At 30.0% G+C, this 20,239-nt stretch carries 17 protein-coding genes and 3 pseudogenes; 18 read left to right on the top strand and 2 right to left on the bottom strand.

The features are described 5' to 3' along the window. Positions 1-182 precede the first annotated feature (182 nt). The 18 genes and pseudogenes from HV819_RS04760 (at position 183) to HV819_RS04675 (ending at position 18,117) form a co-directional block, all read left to right on the top strand. Positions 183-473 carry a DUF3847 domain-containing protein gene (locus HV819_RS04760; RefSeq protein WP_169970113.1) on the top strand — a complete coding sequence of 97 codons (291 nt, stop codon included), beginning with the start codon at positions 183-185 and terminating at the stop codon, positions 471-473. A gap of 344 nt (positions 474-817) precedes the next feature. Beyond that, a complete protein-coding gene (gene mobQ / locus HV819_RS04755; protein WP_169970111.1) occupies positions 818-2,452 on the top strand; it encodes a MobQ family relaxase in 1,635 nt (544 codons plus the stop codon). A gap of 73 nt (positions 2,453-2,525) precedes the next feature. Continuing rightward, the gene (locus HV819_RS04750; protein ID WP_169970109.1) at positions 2,526-2,699 is read left to right on the top strand and encodes a hypothetical protein; all 174 of its coding nucleotides are present in this window, start codon (positions 2,526-2,528) and stop codon (positions 2,697-2,699) included. Positions 2,700-2,882: 183 nt separating this feature from the next. After that, a complete protein-coding gene (locus tag HV819_RS04745) occupies positions 2,883-3,410 on the top strand; it encodes a PcfB family protein (protein WP_169970107.1) in 528 nt (175 codons plus the stop codon). 102 nt (positions 3,411-3,512) lie between these two features. Further along, positions 3,513-4,256 carry a phage replisome organizer N-terminal domain-containing protein gene (locus HV819_RS04740; RefSeq protein ID WP_169970105.1) on the top strand — a complete coding sequence of 248 codons (744 nt, stop codon included), beginning with the start codon at positions 3,513-3,515 and terminating at the stop codon, positions 4,254-4,256. A gap of 157 nt (positions 4,257-4,413) precedes the next feature. Beyond that, entirely contained in the window at positions 4,414-4,575 is a 162-nt protein-coding gene (locus tag HV819_RS04735) for a hypothetical protein (protein WP_019213949.1), read from the top strand. Positions 4,576-4,653: 78 nt separating this feature from the next. Beyond that, a complete protein-coding gene (locus HV819_RS04730; RefSeq protein ID WP_060457848.1) occupies positions 4,654-6,273 on the top strand; it encodes a recombinase family protein in 1,620 nt (539 codons plus the stop codon). A gap of 20 nt (positions 6,274-6,293) precedes the next feature. Continuing rightward, a pseudogene (locus HV819_RS04725) lies at positions 6,294-7,766 on the top strand (DNA helicase); the annotation flags it as partial. Between the two features lie 43 nt (positions 7,767-7,809). Continuing rightward, positions 7,810-8,154: pseudogene (locus HV819_RS04720) on the top strand (DNA-binding protein); the annotation flags it as partial. A 292-nt stretch (positions 8,155-8,446) separates the two neighbouring features. Then, entirely contained in the window at positions 8,447-8,641 is a 195-nt protein-coding gene (locus HV819_RS04715) for a hypothetical protein (protein WP_133147654.1), read from the top strand. A 519-nt stretch (positions 8,642-9,160) separates the two neighbouring features. After that, a complete protein-coding gene (locus tag HV819_RS04710; RefSeq protein ID WP_133147653.1) occupies positions 9,161-9,982 on the top strand; it encodes a replication initiation protein in 822 nt (273 codons plus the stop codon). Between the two features lie 180 nt (positions 9,983-10,162). After that, complete coding sequence (erm, locus tag HV819_RS04705) at positions 10,163-10,894, top strand: 23S ribosomal RNA methyltransferase Erm (RefSeq protein ID WP_166083556.1); 732 nt, start codon at positions 10,163-10,165, stop codon at positions 10,892-10,894. A 483-nt stretch (positions 10,895-11,377) separates the two neighbouring features. Beyond that, the gene (locus HV819_RS04700; protein WP_176269653.1) at positions 11,378-12,616 is read left to right on the top strand and encodes a plasmid recombination protein; all 1,239 of its coding nucleotides are present in this window, start codon (positions 11,378-11,380) and stop codon (positions 12,614-12,616) included. Next, a pseudogene (locus tag HV819_RS04695) lies at positions 12,585-12,914 on the top strand (hypothetical protein); the annotation flags it as partial. The gene HV819_RS04700 and the pseudogene HV819_RS04695, both read left to right, overlap by 32 nt. A 145-nt stretch (positions 12,915-13,059) precedes the next feature. Continuing rightward, the gene (locus tag HV819_RS04690) at positions 13,060-13,266 is read left to right on the top strand and encodes a helix-turn-helix domain-containing protein (RefSeq protein ID WP_176269651.1); all 207 of its coding nucleotides are present in this window, start codon (positions 13,060-13,062) and stop codon (positions 13,264-13,266) included. Further along, the gene (locus tag HV819_RS04685) at positions 13,267-15,123 is read left to right on the top strand and encodes a Dam family site-specific DNA-(adenine-N6)-methyltransferase (RefSeq protein ID WP_176269650.1); all 1,857 of its coding nucleotides are present in this window, start codon (positions 13,267-13,269) and stop codon (positions 15,121-15,123) included. A 1-nt stretch (position 15,124) separates the two neighbouring features. Beyond that, a complete protein-coding gene (locus HV819_RS04680; protein ID WP_176269649.1) occupies positions 15,125-16,888 on the top strand; it encodes an McrB family protein in 1,764 nt (587 codons plus the stop codon). A 14-nt stretch (positions 16,889-16,902) separates the two neighbouring features. Further along, positions 16,903-18,117, top strand: a complete 1,215-nt coding sequence (locus HV819_RS04675) for an LlaJI family restriction endonuclease (protein ID WP_176269648.1) — start codon at positions 16,903-16,905, stop codon at positions 18,115-18,117. 76 nt (positions 18,118-18,193) lie between these two features. Here HV819_RS04675 and HV819_RS04670 read toward each other — a convergent pair whose 3' ends face one another. Together HV819_RS04670 and HV819_RS04665 are read right to left on the bottom strand one after the other, a co-directional pair. Continuing rightward, positions 18,194-19,525 carry a relaxase/mobilization nuclease domain-containing protein gene (locus HV819_RS04670; protein ID WP_176269647.1) on the bottom strand — a complete coding sequence of 444 codons (1,332 nt, stop codon included), beginning with the start codon at positions 19,523-19,525 and terminating at the stop codon, positions 18,194-18,196. A gap of 1 nt (position 19,526) precedes the next feature. Further along, positions 19,527-19,883 carry a plasmid mobilization protein gene (locus HV819_RS04665; RefSeq protein ID WP_041160390.1) on the bottom strand — a complete coding sequence of 119 codons (357 nt, stop codon included), beginning with the start codon at positions 19,881-19,883 and terminating at the stop codon, positions 19,527-19,529. Between the last annotated feature and the right edge of the window lie 356 nt (positions 19,884-20,239).

Genomic DNA, 20,239 nt, shown 5'->3' with positions numbered 1-20,239 from the left:
TAACAAGTATAATAAGTGATTATATTAAGATTCAGAGTTTCTGAAACTAAAATATGGTCTTGTGGTAAGGATATAAAAACTTATTAAATTAGAAAAATGTTAAAACATTAAATGATGAATATCCTAGGCGATAGAAAATAAAAACTCTATCGTCTTTTTTTATTACAAGAAAGGAGTTATGTATGAAAAAATTAGATCAAATAAGACAAGAGTCAAAAGAAATAAAAGATAAAATAGACGATACAGAACAGAGATTAAGGCAACTAAAAAATCAAGAAAAGAAGATATTAAAACAAGACATATTGAAAAAAAGAAAAGAAAGAACACATAGGCTTATAACAAGAGGAGCAATCTTAGAAAGCCTTATAGAAAATGCAGAAGAACTAACAGATAAAGAAATAAAAATCCTACTAGAAGAAGCAACAAAGACAAAAGAATTTAAAGAAACACTAAAAATAATCAGAGAAAATTAAGAAAAAATAAAGGGGTTTGTAAATAATCAAATCTCCCTTAGATTTCTAAGGGCGCAATTATACACCCTAAAGGGTGCTTGCGTCCTGCGGAGCCAAACCCTTGCAGGGAGCAATAACCATTCGCTTTTTAAAAGTCAAGGGTAAATAAACTCGCTAAGGCTCGCCCTTGACTTTTAAAATTTGAAATGAAAGTAACAATTAAGCCGACATACTGAAACAACAAAAAATAATTCAGTAGTCGGCTTTTTACATTCTATCATTTCAAAACGCTCATTCACAAAGAGGATATAAAAAATCTATTAAGCCTCCACCTAAAACAACAAAAAAGAAAGGAAGTGATAAAAATGGCAGACAGTTTTCATTTTTCAGTAAACATAATATCAAGAGGAAAAGGCAAAAGTGCAGTAGCAAGTGCAGCATATATAAGTGGAGAAAAAATAAAAAATGAATGGGACGGAGTAACCCATGACTATACAAGAAAAGAAAAAGTATTAGTAAAAAATATAATATTGCCTGATCATATACCAAAAGAATTTAATGATAGGTCTACCTTATGGAATAAAGTAGAAATGGCAGAAAAAAATTCTAATGCACAACTAGCAAGACAATTCATAATAGGACTACCAAAAGAATTAACTTTAAGTAAAAATAAAAGCCTGGTCGAAAGATTTATAAAAGAAAATCTAACATCACAAGGAATGATAGTAGATTATGCAATTCATGATGAGAGTCAAGATAAAAATGGAAATATCCATTGTCATATAATGACCATAATGCGACCCATAAACGAAAAAGGAGAGTTCTTAGCTAAGTCAAAAAAAGAATATATCCTAGATGAAAAAGGAGAAAAAGTATTAAACAAAAATGGAAAACCTAAGACAAGAAAAGTAGAACTAACAACCTGGAACGATAAAGGCAATGTAGAAAAATGGAGAGAAAATTTTTCAGACCTTTGCAATGAATATCTAGCAAAAAACAAAATAGAAAAAAGAGTAGACCATAGGAGTTTTAAAAGACAAGGTATAAAACAAATACCTACAATACATTTAGGAGCAAGTGCTAGTGCAATGGAAAGAAAAGGAATAAGAACAGAAAAAGGAGATATAAATCGTGAAATAAAAAAACAAAATGAACTATTAAAAAACATAGGCAATGAAATAAAGAAAATAACATCTTGGTTAGCAGGCTTCAAAGAGAAGCTAAAAGAATCATACAAGGAATATAAAGACCAAAGTAAAAAGCAAATAGAAAATGAATCAGGACTCTTTAACCTCTATGAATATTTAAGCTTCTATCAAGAAATGCAAGAAAATAATAGAGCTGAATTATCATTTTATGGCAAAAGAAACAAGGCAATCTATGATCTAAAAAGATATGCGAGTGGAATAAATTATCTAAGAGAAAACAAAATAAAAACCATATCAGACCTACAAGGACATATAAACACCCTAAGAAGTAAAAACTCTGAAATATATAAGAACATAAAAGAAAACAGTCAAAAGATAGAAGACCTTAATAAATGTTTAGCCTATTCAAAGACTGTAAGAAAAACAAAAGCAACCTATCAAGAGTATGAAAGCAAGAAAATATTCAAAGAAAGCTTCTACAAGAATAATCAAAAGGAAATAGATCAACATATAAGGGCAAGAAACTTAATTGAAAAAATCAGTGGAAAGAAAAATTTAAGAGAAAAAGAATGGTTAGGAGAAATTAAAAACTTAGAAGATGAAATCAGTAAATTAAATACAGAGTCAGAAAAGATAAGGGAAAGGTACAAGGAAATAAATCATATTAAATATGCAGTAGAAGTAGTCAATAAAGAATATGGTATCGACCTATCAATAGAAATTGACAAGGCGATTAAGAGAGGAGAAAAAGAAAGTATCATAGAAAAGATAAAAGAGTATAAGAAAGATAGTGATAAGTTTAATAAAAAAAGACAAATGACTAAAGACTACTACAAAAATCAAGAAAGATAAGACCTGGTAAAAATATCTTATCCAAGCTATAATATGACCAAGAAAATAAAGGCAGATCTAGGAGGTAATAGAGATGAATAAAAGGCAAGAGCTAATAGATGAACTCATAAAAGCAGATCAAGATGGAACATACAAAACATATAAAAGCACAGAAGAAATAAAAGCGATGAACAATGAGGAAGTGCAGATTATATATTCCAACATGAAAAACTATCTATCAGATAAAAGAACACACACAAACTACTAAAGGTGGAAAAGCAAAATAAGAGCAGAAAAATAATAAAAGGTACAAATACCTAAGAAATATATAAAAACATCAAAATAAAGCATTCCACCACCAAGAACAATAAAATAAAAACAAGCAAAGGGAAGTATAGAAAAATTAAAGTATATACTTCCCTTTTTTTAATTCAAACAAAGGAGATAAAGCATGATAAACGAAGAAATAAGCAAAGAAGCAGGTCAAGCAGCACAAACCATAATAACATACACAATAAAAGCAGCAAAAGAATCAATCAACCTTGAAAAAGAAATAAGAAAAAAGATGAATAATACTTTAGAAAAAGCAAACGGAAACCTAAAAAGCCTTATGGGAGATGAAATGAAACTAAAAGACCTCTACAAAAAAGGGCAACTAGAAAATATAAGCATAGATCAAAGCGACCTCAAAGACTTAAAAAAAGAACTAAACAAACTTGGAGTAAGTTTCTCAGTAATGAAAAACAAAGAAACCCAAAACTATGAGATATTCTTCCAAGCCAAAGACATAAAAGTAATGGAATATGCCTTTAAACAAGTCATAGCCAAGGAAAATAAAAAAGAAAAAGAAAGTATTCTAAAGCAAATAAAGAAATACAAAGACCTATCCAAGAACAAGGATAAGACAAAAGAGAAAGTAAAAAGAAAAGTAAAAGAAAAAGTAAAACCAAGTAAAAAAGATATGACCAGAGAAATCTAAGGGAGTAACGAAAAGTTACACCCTTAAATAACCATAATAACAAGACTTCCGAAAATCGGAAATCAAGAATTTCGATTATCGAAAATCAAGAAAGGAGCAGATATGTCAACAAACAAAAGATATTATTGGATAAAGTTAAAAGAAGAATTCTTCACAGACAAAAGGATAAAAAGATTAAGGAGAATATCTGGAGGAGATACCTATACGATAATCTACCTCAAACTTCTACTACTGAGCCTAAAAGATGAGGGCAAACTCTATTATGACGGAGTAGAAAGTGATTTTATAAAAGAGTTAGCACTAACCATAGATGAAACAGACGATGATGTAATGGTTACAGTTAATTATTTAATCAATCAAGGCTTATTAGAAGTTGTAACAGAAAATGATGAATACTACCTAACTGAAATACCAAACTTAATCGGATCAGAAACGGCTTCTACAAGGCGTTCAAGAAAGTCTAGAGAATTAAAAATGTTGCAATGCAACACCAATGCAACACATAAGCAACAAAATTGCAACGGAGAGATAGAGATAGAGAAAGATATAGAGATAGATAAAGAGAGAGAGGGAGAGATAGAAAAAGATAAAAAGTCCACCCCCATCTTTTATGGAGAATACAAAAATGTAAGGTTAAGCCAAGAAGAATATAAAAACCTAAAAGACAAGCTGCAAGGACATACCGAAACAATGATTGAAAAGCTATCAAGATACATGGAAAGCAGTGGTAAGACCTATCAAAACCACTATGTGACAATCTTAAAGTGGTATGAAGAAGATAAAGAAAAACTAACACATAAAGGTTTAAATAAAAAAATGAACTATGATGTAGGAGAATCTTTATAGATAAAAAGAGGTGGAAAGGTATTATTAAAGACTTTAAGTCTAAAAAGGTATCAAAGTATGCCAGAGATAATAAAAATGTAAATATGACACTTAAAAGGCGATTAGAAAATTAAAAATCTAATCGCCTTTTTTTATTGCAACAAAAGGGAGAAATTTTATGGAATTAAAAAAGAAAAAACGAAGTGGAAAAATCAACTATGAAATAAAGCGTGTATATGTAGGTAAAAAGCCGATTGAAGAAGTATTTGAAGATATTATCGAGCATGTAGTCGAAAGAAACTTAGAAAAAGACAGAGAAAATAAACAAACGCAAGCGTAAGTATTGATTGACTAAACGGGAGTATTTTAGTATAATTAAATTATTGAGATAGTCCTGTTTAGGGAAAGGAGATTGAAATTGAGCAGGACTAAAAAATATGTAGCAGGACTTTATTGTAGACTATCAAAAGATGATGGAAACTCAGTTGAGAGTATGAGTATATGGTCACAAAAAGTAATGTTAAAACAATTTGCAGAAAGTAACAGTATCGCTATTTATGATTATTATGTAGATGATGGTTATTCGGGGACAAACTTTGAAAGACCATCATTTAAGAAGATGATTACTGATATTGAAAACGGAAAAATAAATTGTGTTATAACAAAAGACTTATCAAGGTTAGGAAGAAACTATCTTCAAAGTGGAGCGTATATCGAAATGTACTTTCCACAAAAGAACATAAGATATATCGCAGTAACTGATGGTATAGACACATTAAATAGCAATCAAAATGATATTATGCCATTTAAAAACATTCTCAATGAAATGTACGCAAAGGATACTTCCAAAAAAGTTAAGAGTGCAATTCAAAGCAGAATGAGAGAGGGAACATATATAGGCTCTAAAGCTCCATTTGGTTACCTAAAAGACCCTAATAATAAACGCAGATTAATCATAGATGAGAAAACTAAACCTATAATAGAACTCATTTATAAATTGTGTTTAGAGGGTAAGGGTACTCAACTTATTAGCCAGGAGTTGATGAAGAGAAAAATTCCAAGACCAAGTGCTTTTGTTGAAAACGCTGAAAAACTCTATGGACTAACTGAAGAAAATAAATATCAATGGTCACATAGAATGGTGTTAAATGTTTTACGAGATCCAGTTTATTGTGGAAATATGGCAAGAAATAAAAGACCTACCTTATCATTTAAGAACTCAAAAAGAATGTATATTCCTAAAAGCGACTATATTTATGCTAGAAATACCCACGAGGGAATAGTCAGCGAGGAAATATGGGAACAAGTTCAAACAATGGTTGATAAGAGGAAGTGCAACAATAAAAAGGGACTTTATTATGACAACATTTTTCAAGGACTTGTAAGATGTCCTAAATGTGGTTATGCATTGACACCAAAAACTGATTATAGGCTTAAAAAGAAAGAACTCATAGACTTTGTTCACTTTTCTTGCTCCACATATAAAAAATATGGAGTAAGTGCTTGTTCATCACACAGAATTGAAGCTAGGGATCTATATAATATTGTTCTTGAAGATATACAATATCATGGAAGTATGGCACTATCTGATAAAGAAGACTTTGTAGAAAAGATAATAGAAAAGATTGAAGTAGAAAAAATTGACGAGGGAAAAGAACTATCTAACAAGCTGGAGCTTAAAAAGAACCAATTAGCAGAATTAGACAGAAGCTATGAACAGTTATATGAAGATAGGTTAGAGGGAAATATAACCGAAAGAAACTTCAATCTAATGAATGTGAGCATATCTAAAAAACAAGACAAGTTAATCGAGGAAATCAAAGTCTTAGAGGGCGATATAGAAGTGTCTTTTGAAACTGAAGATAACTACAAGAAATTCATGAACAATATTAGCAAGTACGCTAAGATAAAATCGCTAAACAGATATATCCTAAATCAAATAATAGATAAGATATATGTCTATGACAAGGAAGAAATAGACGGTCAAATTAGCCAAAAGGTTGAAATTCACTACAAGTTTATAGGTAAATTAAATTGACCACTTCGGACTACTCACCAGACCTAGAGCAAAGAAGTGGTAGAATTGTTCGTCAGGGCAATGAAAATGATAAGGTAAATATCTTTAGATATGTAACAGAAAATACCTTTGATGCCTATTTGTGGCAGACAATAGAGAATAAGCAAAAATTCATTTCTCAAATTATGACAAGCAAGACACCTGTGCGTGTTGCAGAAGATGTTGATGAAGCAAGTCTATCTTATTCAGAAATTAAGGCTTTAGCTACTGGTAATCCTTTAATTAAAGAAAAAATGGATTTAGATAACGAAGTTACAAAATTAAAAATGCTGGAAGCAAACTATAAGTCTAATAAATACAAGCTTGAAGATAAGGTAAATAAAATTTATCCTCAAAGTATTTTAAAAACTGAAATGGAAATACAAGCAGTTAAAGAAGATATTGCAAATGTTGAGAAATTAGGAGAAGGAGATAGCAAATTTACTTCAATAAGTCTAGGGACAAATAAAATTTTAGATAAGAAAGAAGCTGGAGAGAAGCTATTAGAAGAAATAAAAAAGGTAAAGATAAATGATAGCAAGGTTATTGGTAAATATAGAAATTTAGACTTACAAGTTTCATATAACTTCATGACTAATACTCACACCTTTAAACTACTAGGAAAATCAGAATATTTCGGAGAGTTTTCAAACTCTACTGATGGTAATATAACAAGGCTTGATAATGCAATTGAAAAAATGCCTTCAAGACTTGAAAGATTAAATCAAAACCTTGAAAACTATAAAGAATCTTTAGAAAATGCCAAAGTAGAATTAACTAAACCATTTGAAAAAGCTGATGAGTTAAGGGATAAGACACTAAGACTAGCTGAGATTAATAAACTTTTAGATATGGGAGAAGTAGAAGAGTTAGAAAACCAATCACCATTATTAGAAGATTTAAAGAGGGCGATAGTTGATTATTCTAACTATGAGTTTTCAGAATCTAATAGCTATGAAGACTTCGACAAACTATACCCTGATTTAAGTCATATAGGACTTGCCTATACAGAAACACCTGATGGTAAGCACTCGATTCAATATGAGGTAAATTTGGAAGAAAAAACATGGACTCAGTATGTAGATAATGTAGCTATTAGAACAGAATCTTTTGTAGAGGAAGATATATCTAACTCACAAGCTATTAAAGATATGACCGAAGCCATAAAGATGTCTAGTTTTGATGATCTGGTATCAGTAGATGAAGAAGATTTAAAACGAGCTCTAGGACTAGAAATAGATGATGATGGAAACTTCTATGATCCACTTGCAAAAGATCTTGATAATGACGGAATACCAGATAGGTATGACAATGATTTTAAAGATAGTGATTACTTTGAATCAACTTATGATGTAGAGGATAATCTTCACGCAAGGGAAGAGAAACCATCAATATTGGGACAAATATCCAAATTCAAATCAGAAGAAGAAAAAGATAAAAATCAAGAAAAAAATGAAAAAGGACAAGAACGATAGAGGAGGGCGAAAGGCTCTCCTTATTTAGTACAAGGAGGAAATTATGGAATACAAAGATATTAGAGAAAATTTAAAAGAAATGATGAATAATAATTACAAGGACTTTATAAAAGCACTTGTAAGCATAGAAAAAGGTATTACTGACGAAAAGGCACTTGAAGAAGTCTATGTTTTATATATGAACAATGATACAACGGGACTACTAAGTGATGACTTTGACTATATGATTGATGACATGAAAGAACAAGGTAAGATTGTTGAAAATATTAGTGATATTGAAGAAAAAGACGATCTTATAAATCTCGTGGGTAATATAGCTGGAAAAGTAGAAAATCTTGGAAGAGAAAATGCTAATGGAGAAAAGTTCAAGGTAAGCAACTTAAAGATGTTTTAAAGGGAATTACTCACGAAATATCTAAAAACGCTCCTAGGGGAGAATTTGAGCGTTTAAACGAAAATGAAAATAAACAGGAAAGAACGAGAAGTCGTGGAATGAGCCGATAAATTGTAATTTCTCTTTAAAACGTTGTTGTGGTGGCGTTTCTGAGACGATTTCAGATTGATTGATGCATAGTTAATCATCTAAAGTTGCCAGAAATGTTGTGACAGCAACGTTTTTTTGTTCATAATTAATCTATAAATAACTGCAAATAAAAACTAAATGACAAGGAGATTAGGTTATGACAATCACAGGTACAACAGTTGTAAAAGGTGTTTTAGTGTTGATGAGTGTAGTGCTACTTATTTCTTTTTTTTCCGAGGGTTTTGTATTCAATGGCAACCAAAAGTCAATAATGATGTCTATTTTTTTATTAGCTTTGCCACTTTATCTTGATAAAGAAAAGAAGCAGAGAACCACTAAAAAAAGAACCTAGAAACAACGAGGGTCTTTTTAACGTGTTTAGAAGTTTTTTGGTGGTTGTTAGGGCGTAAGCCTTAACCGAGCGTAGCGAGCCTATCACTCGCTCTCTGAACGCAGTAAGCGAACAGTTAAGGTCATCTAACTTTAAGTAATCTGCTTAAACAGGTCTTTTCCTTGAAAAAAAGTTCTTGATCTTGAACTTGATTTTTTTTAATGCAGGCTTGCGCAGCAAGACGACCTTTAAGCTCTTAGTTCTTGAACTTAATCTTTTTTTATTTTGTGTGTTTCTCTGATTGTTTAAATCGGAACACAAATTTCTCTTTAAGTACTTTATATAATACTTTATTAATACTTTAAGTACTTAGGGAGGTTAGAATGCTTTTGTATCAATGTTTGTAGAGGTGTATCATAAGTAAAAAGTACACCTATCATAAGTAAAAAGTACACGAATGATAAGCAATTATTATGTTAATTATTGATTTTACTTATGATTTAGTTTATACTTATTAATATTAAGAAAGGAGTTCAGTTTATGGCAAACTATTTATTTAATAAAGACCGTAATTTTAACGATGATGTTGACGACCAAAGTTATTATTATGTCGTATCACATAACGATTTAATCACGAAAGCGAGCCATGATTTAACTGCAAGAGAACTGAAAATAATGGATTTTGTAATCTCTAAAATCAAACCTGATGACCGAGATTTTAACATTATTAATACTTCGCTTTATCAATTAGGGAAGTTGTTCGGATACAAAAGAAACGGGAAAAACTACTCTGATTTAGCTAAAGCCATCGGTACACTTCGAAAAAAAGAAGTTTTGATATTAGACGAACAAGAGCGAACCATTACGCAAACCGGGTGGGTTGAAAGTGCGAAATATCATGAGAATGGCCAAGTTGAGATTCGATTGTCTAGCGATCTGGCTCCCTATCTTCTGCAATTAAAGAGCGATTATACGCAATATCGTTTGTTTGATACAGTTCAACTCGACTCTAAATACTCGATACGCTTGTATAAATTGATGCGTGAAGCAAATAAAGACAAAGGTAAAACCTGTCCTACTTTACAGGCTAGTCCTAAAGAATTGATAAAAATGATGGGAGCACCTAAAAGCTATTCCTTTGGACAGTTCAATCAAAATGTTTTACAGCCTGCAATGGACGAAATCAATCTGAAAATCGACGATATGGACTTGGATATGCATAAAGGAACTCGTGGTAGAAAGGTCGTTCATCTCGAAATCTATAACCGTTTTTACCCACGAAAACCTAAATCTCATGATGAAACCATTGAGCCAGTACCAATGATTGACTGGACAGAAGACAAGAAAAACATATTACTTTGAAGAAAACGTCCAACTGAAATGTAAAGTGCAAAAATTACATATAGAGCTTTATTCTAAAAAGTAAACAGAAATGATATAATCAGTTACGTAAGGAGGTTTCAAGTATGTGCACTAGTATCGCAGTAGTAGATATTACTTTATCTCATTCATAATGAAAAAAATGGCAAGGAGAAGGTTATAATGAACCAGAAAAACCCAAAGGACACTCAAAATTTTATTACATCTAAAAATCATGTCAAAAATATACTAAAAAATACGAACATTACAGGACAGGACAAAATCATTGAGATTGGAGCAGGTAAAGGTCATTTCACTAGAGAATTGGACTTAATCAGTCAATCTGTTTTAGCGATTGAAATTGATGAAAAGTTAGCAAGGATTTCTCAACAAAAGATTGAAACATCAAATAATTCTAAAGTATTGACGATGGATTTCTTGCAGTTCGATTTTCCGAAAAACACTGACTATAAAATATTTGGAAATATACCATACAATATCAGTACAGATATTGTATGGAAGATTGCTTTTGAAAGTAATGCAAAATATAGTTATTTAATCGTTGAAAAAGGGTTCGCCAAGCGACTGAAAAATTTACAACGTGCTTTAGGATTATTACTGGCTGTTGAATTGGATATTAAGATCATTAAAAATCTACCACGAAGCTACTTTCATCCTAAGCCAAAGGTCGATTCTGTGTTAATTGTTTTGAAACGTCATCACCCTTTAATTGCTAAAAAAGATTATCCGCTCTATAAAAAATTTGTGTATAAATGGGTAAATAAAGAATACAAATCTTTATTTACGAATAATCAATTCAGAAGAGCAAAGCAATATGCTAAGCTTACAAATTTGACTGATTATTCCATTGAACAATTTATCTCAATTTTTAATAGTTACAAATTGTTTCAGTAAATTAAAGTAATAAAGCGTTCTCTAATTTCACAAGAGAACGCTTTATTCTTCCTAAAAATTTTCAATATTTATTAATAAATCGGTTGTTTTAAAAGTAGGCATCCGTTATTGCAATAAGATCAGCCTAATTAAGAGAAGTTTCTATTACTATTATAAAAAATAAAAAACTCACCCCCTGACGAAAGTCTAAGGGGGTTTTTTTATTTTATTTTGTGGCAAATCAAATTAGAAAATTTGGCACAAAACAGCACTTAAAAATGAAGCGAAAACGGACGAAGTCCAAGCGAAATTTTTCTTGGCTGCAAAGCAGACAAACGCTCTTGATCTTGACCTTAGCCGACTGCAAGTCTCCTCGAAGAGCGTTTAGAGTGTTTTGATGGTAGCGAAGCGAACGTCAAAACCTCTAAAACATTACCTTTTGACAAAAGGTAAGCAAAACCGGTATAGTGCAAGCAACAAAGACTTAAAAAGGGGGTTCTATAAATGGTTAAAATGTCAGCTAGTTTTGTCAAAGGAACGGCAACATCAATCAAACATAATAACCGAGATTTTAAAGAAAAAGACTGGGAAACAAAATACCATAATCACATCAATCGAGAACGAGAAAAGGATAATAAATATTTGCAATCGACTCCCATTCGAGAGAAATATGACGAGCTTTTTGGCGAAGAAGTGGAACGATATAATGCCACTCAAAAAAGAAAAGATAGAAAAATTGATGATTATTTCGACAAAGTAAAAAATGACAAAACGCTAAATACGCAGTATGAATTCATTGTACAGGTGGGAACGAAAGATGATTTTGATTTGTATTCAAATTATAAAATTGCGAACGAAATTTTAGAAGAATACACAGAAAATTTTGAAGATCGAAACCCCCACTTGAAAATTTATAACGCTGTGATTCACAACGATGAAGCAAGCCCACACTTGCATTTGAACGTTATTCCAGTTGCTGAAGGCTACAAACAAGGCATGAGGAAGCGTCCAGCATTTAATAAAGCCATTGAAGAACAAGGGTTTGAACGAACTGGCGATTCTCGTCAAGTGTTTAGAGATTGGCGTAATAGTGAGTTGTCCGAGATTGAAACGTTGATGAACAAGCGTGAAATCGAGCGTGTAAAGGTTGGAACGAATAGCATTCAGTCTATGCCAGAATATAAAAAAATTAAAGGAGAGTTAGAAGACAAAAAAAACGAGTTAGAGCGTACAAAAAGTGAAGTCGTTGCATTAGCAGGCGACACGTCGAAAAAGGCAGACATAAGCAAATTAGGTGCTAAATACGAAACAAAGACAGTAAAGGTGCCAAGTGGTGAATTTATTGGAAAAGGGAAACTTAAATATGAATTTAAGAAAAATGAAGAACAAAAGACAGGAAACGTTGTTATACCAAAGCAGAAATTAGATAAATTCTTACAAGACCACGATGACTTATATAAGGCGAACCAGCGATTGAAACGCTACGTTGAAACAGATCTTCCAAAAGAAAATAAAGAGCTAATCGATGATTATAACGATTTAAGACACCGTTTTAACGTGAATGTGGACGACTATAACGACCTTTTAGAACAAAAAAGAAGTCTTGAAAAAGAAAATAAAACATTAAAAGATACGGTAAAATCACTCAAAAAGGAAATCGGCAGTATCTATCTGAACGTAAAAGATGCTTTTAAACGAATTCTAGGTGACTCTAAGCAACTTTTCAATTGTTTCAAAAGATGACGATGGGAATAAAATTTATACCAATTGTTCAGCCTATGGAGAGAAGACAAAAGATTTAGAGAACTTAAAACAAGGAGATTTTGTTAAAATATTTGGACAAGTAAAAACAAGTATTGATAACAACGGAAAGGAGCATAAAAATGTTCGTATTTTATCTTCTAAGCTCTTAAAAGCAAAAGAACAAGTAAAGAGTCAAGATAAAGATAAAAAGTCCATATTAGGGCAAATAAAAAGCTTTAAGACAGACGATAAAACTAAATCTAATAAGAAGGAACATAGCAAAGGCGCAGAGAGATAAATATCGGCAGTCTTCGGACTGCCTTTATTTTTTTGCTCAGTTTAACGCAGTAAATCATATAATTGAAAGTAATCTGTGTAATATGCTATAATTAGGTAGTTAATCTATACCTTTAGAAAGGTAAAATATAGAATTGGAGAATGATATGGGATTTTCATATAACAAATTATGGAAGTTATTAATAGATAAAAATATGAAAAAAACAGACTTACAATGTGCAATAGCAACAACCCCCAAGACAATAGCAAAAATGGGCAGAGATGAAAATGTAAGTTTGGAAACATTAGGAAAGATTTGTGAGTATTTCCAATGTGATATTGGAGATATTATTGAATACAGAGGTAGGAGTTAGATGAGGTATTTAGGCAATAAAACAAGGCTAATTCCTTTTATAAAAAAAGTAATAGATAAATATGAAATAAAGGGAGAGGTTTTTGCAGATTTATTTTCCGGAACAGGATCTGTAGCAGATTCAATGAAAGGTAGCTATTCCATCATTGCTAATGACTTTTTGTACTATTCATATTTATTGACAAAAGCAAAAGTATTAAATAACGATATTCCTAAATTTGAAAAATTTCAAAGAGAGAAAAAAGAAAATATATTTTCATATTTGAATTGCATAGAACCAACTCCAAACGGTAATTACTTTATATACAACAATTACACTCCAAGAGGAGATCGAATGTTTTTTAATGAAAAAAATGGAGCAAAGATTGATGCAATTAGAATAGAGATAGAGGAAATTTATAAAAATGATTTAATTGACGAAAATGAATATTCATTTTTAATAGCATCATTGTTATCTTCAGTTTCTAGCATAGCAAATACATCAGGAACATTTGAGGCTTTTTTTAAGTTTTGGGAAAGTAGGTCTAAAAAAGATTTTATAATAGAACCTATAGAATTAAATAGGACTGAAGAAGTTACGGAAAGAAAGATTTATTGTGAGGACACAAATACATTGATAAGAGAGATTGAAGGGGATATAGCTTATATAGATCCTCCATATACAGTTTCCCAATATATTTCTGCATATCATATGCTAGAAACTATAGCCAGGTACGATTATCCAGAGATAACTGGAGTTGGTGGGAAAAGAGGTAGAGGTGACAAAAATTCGTTATACGCTAGAAAAAATGAAGCTTTAAGTCAGTTTGAAGATTTATTTAGACAAATTAAATTTAAGCATATATTAGTCAGTTATAGTAATCAGGGGTTAGTACCACTGGAAGAATTAGTAAACTTAGCAAAAAAATTTGCAAAAAACAATAAAGTTATTGTTGAATATGTGGAATATCAAGAATATCAAAATCATAGATCAAGCAATAAAGGCAATGGAAAAAAATTAAAAGAATGTATATTGTACTTTGAAAAAGATTGGGAAATTCGAAAGTCATACTTAAATTATTCAGGAAGTAAAGATGTATTAATGAATAAAATAATAAAAGAATTACCTAAAAATGTTTCTACTTTTGTTGATGTTATGGGCGGAGCTTTCAATGTTGGTGCGAATATATATGCAACTAAAGAAGTTATATATAATGATTACAACGACAAAATATATGAAATAATAAAGTATTTCAATGAAAATCATCCAGATAAAATTATAAAAGAGATTGAGAATATTATAAAATATTATAATCTTAAAAAAGGAGAAAAAGAATCTTATTTGAGATTAAGAAACGATTATAATGAATTACGAACCCCAATTATGCTATATGTATTGCATATGTACTCATTCCAAAACATGATCAGATTTAATAGAAGATTAGATTTTAATGTACCTGTTGGTGTTGCGGGATATAGTGAAGAGATGAGAAATAGAATAATAGAATTTATACCAAAGACTGAAACAGTAAAATTAATGAATTGTGACTATAAAGAGATTGACTATATGTCTTTTGATAAAGATTCAGTGTTTTATTTTGATCCACCTTATTTCATAACTCAAGCCGCATATAATGATGGTAAAAGAGGTTTTAGAGGTTGGAATGCTAATGAAGAATCTAAGCTATTAGCTTTACTAAGTAATTTGGATAAAGCTGGTTATAAGTTTATGCTTAGTAATGTTTTAGAACATAGAGGAAAGGAACATCATATACTAAAAGAGTGGATTAAGAATAATAAGTTCGAGTTAGTATGTATGGGGAAAACTGGTTGGAGATATAAGAAAGAAGAGATATTAGTGAAAAACTTTAGGAGGTAAAATGGAACTTGTTTTTTCAGATAAATTATTAAGTAGGTTTACAGACATTGTAACAAAGAATCAAATCCCTGGTGTAAATAATGCTAATGATTTTATAGATGATATTGTCAATTGTTTGAGTTTAATAAATCCAGAATTGGAAATTGGATTTCAAGATATATTTTTCACTAATGAATATGATTATTTAGAAATGAAGACCTATCTTGGAGTTATGAGAGAGGATAACTCAATCATAGGCTATGTATCTATAATTCCACCAGTAGTAGGTTCTAGAAATGCGTATATTTCTCAGCAAGTTTTTGCAGGATCTAATTTAATTATTAATGAGCTTTTAGATAGTGATTATGTAAATCTATATGGAAAGCCTTTATACATTTTAGATATTTGCAGAGATAGTTTAGCTCTATCATCAGCATTTAATGCATATATAATGGAAAAGTTAGGAGCTTACTATCAAGGTCTATATAATGATTATAGAAAAATTCTTTTTAATCATTTTAAAGATACAAAATTTAAATATGGTTTTAGTACTTTGAAAGAATATGAAGAAATGTACAATGAAATTATTAGTGGCTCAAATGAATATTTTTCAGTAGATGAAAATAGAAAAATAGTACGTTTTTTAAGTGATAAGATGGATGGAAAAAGCAGTCTTACAAATGAACCATATTGGTTTGTTATGAAAGCCTTCTTAGCGGCTCAGCTAGGATATAAAGAAAAATATACATTAGATATAAGCGATATAAGCAACAATGTTATACCTAATAAAACCATAGATACTTTTAAGAATTATGTACAAAAACTTAATAATTTGATTCCAAATTTCAAACAAATTTTGATGTTTGGTGCACCTGGTACAGGAAAGAGCTATAATGTATCTAAAATTATAAGATCAAATTTAGGCATGAAGAATAAAATTGATGTAGATACTTTGAGTAATGTTTTCAGAGTAACAGTATATCCAGACTATGACTACAATGATTTTATAGGTACAATTATGCCTACCGTAGAAAAAAATGGTTCAAATACAAATATAATATATAAATTTATGCCTGGAATATTTACAAGAGCACTAGAGTACGCCTATTTAAATCCATCAGTAGGAACTTTTTTAGTTATAGAGGAAATGAGTAGAGGCAATGTAGCTAGTATATTTGGAGATGTTTTTCAAATATTAGACAGAAACTATTATGGAGACAGTGAATATTTTATAAATAACGATGTAGTTATAAATTATCTTAGAACTAAAGGAATTGTAAATTCTAAATTATATATTCCTTCTAATTTATCTATTGTTGGAACATTAAATACTTCCGATCAGAATGTTAACGTTATGGATACAGCTTTTAAAAGAAGGTTTGATTTTATTTATGTTAGCGTAGATCCTGTAAAAAATATTAAAACAGGTGGATTCATTAATGAGTTTGAGTTTAAGCTATATGATAATAACAATCCTATAGATTTCACTTGGAACAAACTTTATATGACTTTAAATAGATTTATTGTTGAAAAACTTGGACTAAATGAAGATAAGCAATTAGGACAATTCTTTGTTAAATTTGACAATTATAATAGTTATCAAGAAAAATTTGATGCTATAAAAAATAAAGTACTTCACTATTTGTGGAATGACGTTCAAAACATCTCTATGAATGATAGCTTTAGTATATTTGATGAAGATATAATAACATTTTCAGAATTATATAAAAAATTTTCACAAGAACAGCAAATTTTTAGTCAAGATTTTATGAATACTTATAAATAAGGTTGGCACAATTCATGAGTGTAAGTGAAATAACATTAATTAATGACGGAGATAAGTTAACAAAAAAGTTTATTCAATATTGGGAAATCGAAGAATATTGTGAAATATATAATCAATCAAACCTAGCTTCATTTGTAGGACTAGTTGTAAAAAAGAATAAAGTGTTGTACTCTTTTCCTAAACATTATGAGGCTAGTTTTGATGATCTAGGAACTATGGAAAAAATTCTTAATCTAATAGAGTTAAGTAGAACAAGTATTGGAAGTTTTGATAAAGGGACCAATGAGGAATTCCCGATAAAAGCGTATCTTAGTATAGCTAGTTACTATAGAAGATATGGACTATTTGTGTCAAAAACAAGTAAATTAGTAGATGGCTATGGAGGAAAGATTGATTGGAAAAGGACTCTAAATAGATCAAACAAAGTAATAACAAAAGAAGGGATAATATTTTTCCCTTTTAAAATTAAGAAAAGTTATGATATAAATGTGTTTTTAAGTGATTGTATGGAGTATATACTGGATGATGCTGATAATTACAAAAATTATATTCCCAACATTTTAAATTATAAAATAAAAACAAAGAACAGAATATTTGAAAATTTAGATTTAGTTTTAAAAGAGTTAAATAGAATAAAAACAAGTTATTTCAAAGATCAAGAAAAGAACTTGATCCAAGGCATAATTGATTATATAAATTGGAAAAGTATTGCGAACAATACAGTTAAGCTATTAACTCTTAACTTCGAAAATTATTGGGAAAATATGATTAATATTTATTTAAATATCAAATTTCAAAAGTATGATAATGACTCGAATAGAATCATATGGGGTGAAAACGTGAATTTAAAATTTCAAAAGCCACCAGAGATGTATGTAGAAAGTGAATATATAAGAAATAAATACTTAAATGAAAAACATTATAAAATAAGATTTGATCACTATTCCAGAGATGATGATAATATATATCTATTTGATTCTAAATATTTTTCTGGAGATATTAATGAGTTGAACTATAAACAAGTTTTTTATCATTATTATTTAAAGAAAGAATTTGAAAAAATAAATATAGTTAATGGATTACTATTGCCGACTAGCAAAGAATATTATATAAAAACACATATAGATAGAACAGACTTAGATGGTGTAAAAATTATTGAGCACTATATAAATTTAAAGCGTGTCTTGAATTGTATGTTTGAAAATAAGAGATTGTTAAAGATTAATTAAAAATTGTTATTATGAAGAAAGATAGTAAGTGTTTGTTGATTATAACACTAATATAAATTTAATGGTGGAGAGATACCTATCTCTCCACTTCTTTTCCATAATAATTTTCATAGTTTTTCCTATACTTAACAAGGTCAGAAAATTGTTCTTTATTTAAAGAATACTCTTGCATAAGGGTGTTCTTTTTTTCTTGCAATTTATCAAGTTTGGTTAATATTTCTTTTGTCTTTGGTAGTTTTTTATAGTTTTCTAAAATTTCTTTAGCGGCTATTTTATAGACGGAAAGTTCACTATAGTATTCTTCTGCAAATTGCTTATCTTCAGGATTTTTCTTGTGGTATTTGTAGATTTCACGATACTTATTTATAGTATTTATATTTTCCATATCTTGGGATAAACTCTTCATTTCAGTTTCAATTTTCTTTATTTTATCTAATAAACCTTGTCTATCATCAGCAGATTTTTTGATCAAGTCGTCGAGTTGAGTAATTGAATTAATTCCTTGCTCTCTAAGTTTAATTATTGAATCAGCCATTGTTTTGATATTATGTTTTCTTGCCCAGACTTCGTAACCTTTAGAGGATTGAGCTTTTTTATTAGTAGATATATCAATAACATTTCCTACTCTTTTTTTAATAGGATTAGCTCTGTTTTTGATAGCTAAATCTATTCTTTCTTTGATTTTCTCTTCGGTATAATCTTCACCGATAGTCTTCGCTCTTGTAAATCTTTGCTTATCTTTATGACGAAAAGCAATGTGTTTACCAAACTTAATTTCATAATCAAGAGATTTCATATTTTCTAAAAATTCTTCCCACGAGTTAGATTTATTAATCATTCTATCTATATCAAATTGCAGTTTAGATTTCCAAGAGTTTCCTTTCTTGTTTTGGTCATACTCGTACCAAGATTTACCAGCAGTTTTATATTTTCTCTTGTAAGCTTCATAATATTCATCAATGACTGAAAGCTTATTTTCTTTACATAACTCATCACTTTGATATCTGATTTTATGGTAAGATTTTTTGTTAGATTGGTAGCATTTACCAGTCTTGTAATTAACATTATTAAAGATTATATGGTTGTGGATATGTCCTCTATCTATATGAGTTGCAAGAACAAATTCATAATCTTCTTTTAAAATTTTCTTACATAATTCCATTCCTATTTCGTGAGCTTTTATAGGATCAACCTCTCCTGGTAGAAAAGATTGAATTAAATGTCTAGCCAAAACTGTACCCTTAGTATCATTATCTTCTCGAGTTTTCAAAAATTGAATATGGGCAGTAGCTGGGTGACATTTGAATGAAGATACTAAGACTTTTTCATCAGTTTTTTCACTCTTAGTTATATAATCTATTGCCAAATTTAAAGTTGATTTTATAGGATGTATTTTTGTAATTGCCATACTAATCACCAGAACTTTCTTTTGATTTATTAAGAAGTAGGGAATGGATCTGCCATATCTCTCGTGATAATTTTTCTATCTGTTTATTCATTGATTCAATTTCATTTTTGTAAATAACACCAGTTGTATTAGTAGCCTTTGCAATCTGGTTTATATTATTTGTTGCATTTGAAAGTAGCCATTGAAGATCTCTAAATGGTTCTAAATCTACAACATAAATTTCTTTTTCCAATACACACTTTCTAAGAAAGTGGGACATAGTTTTGCAGTTTGCAAGTTTCATTTTCTTTTCAAAAACTTCCTTTTCTTCATCTGTTAAATATATTTTTAGTTGATTATTTCTTTTTCTGTTATCCATAGTATATCTCCTTATCATAAATTATTGGGGTCTTAGGGTTCTCCCTAACAAGGTAAAAATTAGCAGTAGACTTCAACCAATCGCTAACTATATTAGCTCTTGGGAAGTCCTTGCATAGCACCTACCAAACACTTAAGTAAACTTTCGTGTGGTTAGGTGCGTAAAAAAATGGAGCATGCCATAAAGGTCTGCTCCATTAATTTTTTCGTAAGTGTCCGTACACTTACTGTGCTTGCTCATATACTAATAGTATAAGAACAGCTTTAAGCATAGTTCTTAAAAATGAACCTAATCATCTATGATAAAATTATAGATATTAGGGATGAAATGGGATTGTTTTATGTGCTTGCTGGGTT

Origin of the sequence: Anaerococcus faecalis (genome assembly GCF_013371425.1) — a bacterium.
Lineage (GTDB): Bacteria > Bacillota > Clostridia > Tissierellales > Peptoniphilaceae > Anaerococcus > Anaerococcus porci.
Note: the sequence above shows the minus strand (reverse complement) of the source record. Positions and strands in the feature narration are given on the sequence as shown.

Coding starts and splice junctions, on each gene's coding strand:
- HV819_RS04760 (WP_169970113.1), top strand. CDS start 183: ATGAAAAAATTAGATCAAATAAGACAAGAGTCAAAAGAAATAAAAGAT.
- mobQ (WP_169970111.1), top strand. CDS start 818: ATGGCAGACAGTTTTCATTTTTCAGTAAACATAATATCAAGAGGAAAA.
- HV819_RS04750 (WP_169970109.1), top strand. CDS start 2,526: ATGAATAAAAGGCAAGAGCTAATAGATGAACTCATAAAAGCAGATCAA.
- HV819_RS04745 (WP_169970107.1), top strand. CDS start 2,883: ATGATAAACGAAGAAATAAGCAAAGAAGCAGGTCAAGCAGCACAAACC.
- HV819_RS04740 (WP_169970105.1), top strand. CDS start 3,513: ATGTCAACAAACAAAAGATATTATTGGATAAAGTTAAAAGAAGAATTC.
- HV819_RS04735 (WP_019213949.1), top strand. CDS start 4,414: ATGGAATTAAAAAAGAAAAAACGAAGTGGAAAAATCAACTATGAAATA.
- HV819_RS04715 (WP_133147654.1), top strand. CDS start 8,447: ATGACAATCACAGGTACAACAGTTGTAAAAGGTGTTTTAGTGTTGATG.
- HV819_RS04710 (WP_133147653.1), top strand. CDS start 9,161: ATGGCAAACTATTTATTTAATAAAGACCGTAATTTTAACGATGATGTT.
- erm (WP_166083556.1), top strand. CDS start 10,163: ATGAACCAGAAAAACCCAAAGGACACTCAAAATTTTATTACATCTAAA.
- HV819_RS04700 (WP_176269653.1), top strand. CDS start 11,378: ATGGTTAAAATGTCAGCTAGTTTTGTCAAAGGAACGGCAACATCAATC.
- HV819_RS04690 (WP_176269651.1), top strand. CDS start 13,060: ATGGGATTTTCATATAACAAATTATGGAAGTTATTAATAGATAAAAAT.
- HV819_RS04685 (WP_176269650.1), top strand. CDS start 13,267: ATGAGGTATTTAGGCAATAAAACAAGGCTAATTCCTTTTATAAAAAAA.
- HV819_RS04680 (WP_176269649.1), top strand. CDS start 15,125: ATGGAACTTGTTTTTTCAGATAAATTATTAAGTAGGTTTACAGACATT.
- HV819_RS04675 (WP_176269648.1), top strand. CDS start 16,903: ATGAGTGTAAGTGAAATAACATTAATTAATGACGGAGATAAGTTAACA.
- HV819_RS04670 (WP_176269647.1), bottom strand. CDS start 19,525: ATGGCAATTACAAAAATACATCCTATAAAATCAACTTTAAATTTGGCA.
- HV819_RS04665 (WP_041160390.1), bottom strand. CDS start 19,883: ATGGATAACAGAAAAAGAAATAATCAACTAAAAATATATTTAACAGAT.